Here is a 1,412-nt window from a genome sequence, read left to right as displayed (position 1 = left end):
GTTCCACCCACGCTCGGCCCCGGACCGACCACCACGTTGATCACCCGGCCGGCAGCCCGGCGGCGTGGGCGGCCTCGGCGAAGAGCAGCGTGGTGCCGGGGGTGAGCTCACTGGGCTTGAGCACGATGGTGTTCCCGGCGGCGATCGCTGGCAGGATCTTCCACGCGGCCATCTGCAGCGGGTAGTTCCAGGGCAGATCGAACCGATGACCCCGACTGGCTCGCGGCGCACCATTGAGGTGGAGTTCCCGGCGTAGTCCCCGGCCGCCAGGCCCTGCAGGTGGCGCGCCGCCCCGGCGAAGAAGTTCACGTTGTCGATGGAGCCGGGCACGTCGAACTCGGTGGACATGCGGATGCTCTTGCCGGTCTGCGCGGTTTCCACCGCGGCCAGCAGTTCGGCCCGGGATTCCAGTTCGCGCGCCAGCGCCAGCAGGTGCCCGGAGCGTTCGGCGGGGGTCAGCCGCGACCAGGACCCGAAGGCGGTGTGGGCCGCGCGCACCGCATCCTCCACGTCCTCGGCGCTGGCGTAGTCGATGGTTTCCAGGACGGTGCCGGTGGCGGGATTGATCCGCTCCACCCGTTGGCCGCCGCCGCGGCACCATGCGCCGTTGATGAACTGGTGGCCGTGGGGGAAGTCGTAGCTGTGCATCTGGGGTCCCTTTCCTGGGGGTGGTCGTTAATGGGTCCGGCCGCGGGCCGGTGCCGGCGCGAAGTTCTAGGAGTCGAAACCCATGCCGAGCTTGTCCATGGCCTTCAGGAACAGGGAGCGTTGGCCCTGGTTGCGGTCGGCGCGGGCCAGCTGCCCGGTCATCAGCTTCACCCCGAGCCAGGCGGCCGGTTCGGGCGGGAACGGGATCGGCTTGCGGCGCACCATCTCAAGTCCGGTCAGCTCGGTCGGCTTCCCCGAAAGCAGGTCCAGCATCACCTTCGCCCCAAAGCGCGTGGCCCCCACCCCCAGGCCGGTGTAGCCGGCCGAGTAGGCCACCTTCCCGCCGTAGGCGCTGTCGAAGAATGCGAAGAAGCGTGAACAGGTGTCGATCGCCCCGCCCCAGGCGTGGGAGAAGCGCACCTGGCCCAGCTGCGGGAAGCTGCCCAGGAAGTGGGCGGCCAGCTTTTCGAAGGTCGCCTCGGAGCGGTCGTAGCTGGAGCGGATCCGCCCGCCGAAATGGTAGAGCGCGTCGTAGCCGCCGTAGAGCAGCCGGAAACCGCCCTCGGCGTCAATGGTGGGGCGCACGTAGTGGAAGCGGTTGTTCATGTCGGACAGGCCCACCAGCTTCTCCCAGCCCAGCGCCGCCCGCTGCCCGGGGCTGAGCGGTTCGGTCATCAGCGCGTAGTCGTAGACCGGGATGGTGTGCAGCCGGTGCCGGGCCAGCAGCGAGGGGAAGGCGTTGGTGGCCAGGGCGACGCGTTCGG

General features: G+C 69.7%; 1 protein-coding gene and 1 pseudogene. Both read right to left on the bottom strand.

All coding sequences use genetic code 11. The annotated features are described in order from the left end of the window. Positions 1-40: 40 nt before the first annotated feature. Positions 41-648 (bottom strand): annotated as a pseudogene (locus JCM19049_RS14210) (aldehyde dehydrogenase family protein). Positions 649-714: 66 nt separating this feature from the next. Beyond that, a partial coding sequence (locus JCM19049_RS14205) for an FAD-binding oxidoreductase (RefSeq protein WP_279403270.1) occupies positions 715-1,412 on the bottom strand: 698 nt, incomplete at its 5' end.

Source organism: Arthrobacter sp. JCM 19049 (assembly GCF_001310435.1).
This window is presented reverse-complemented; position numbering and strand designations above follow the sequence as displayed.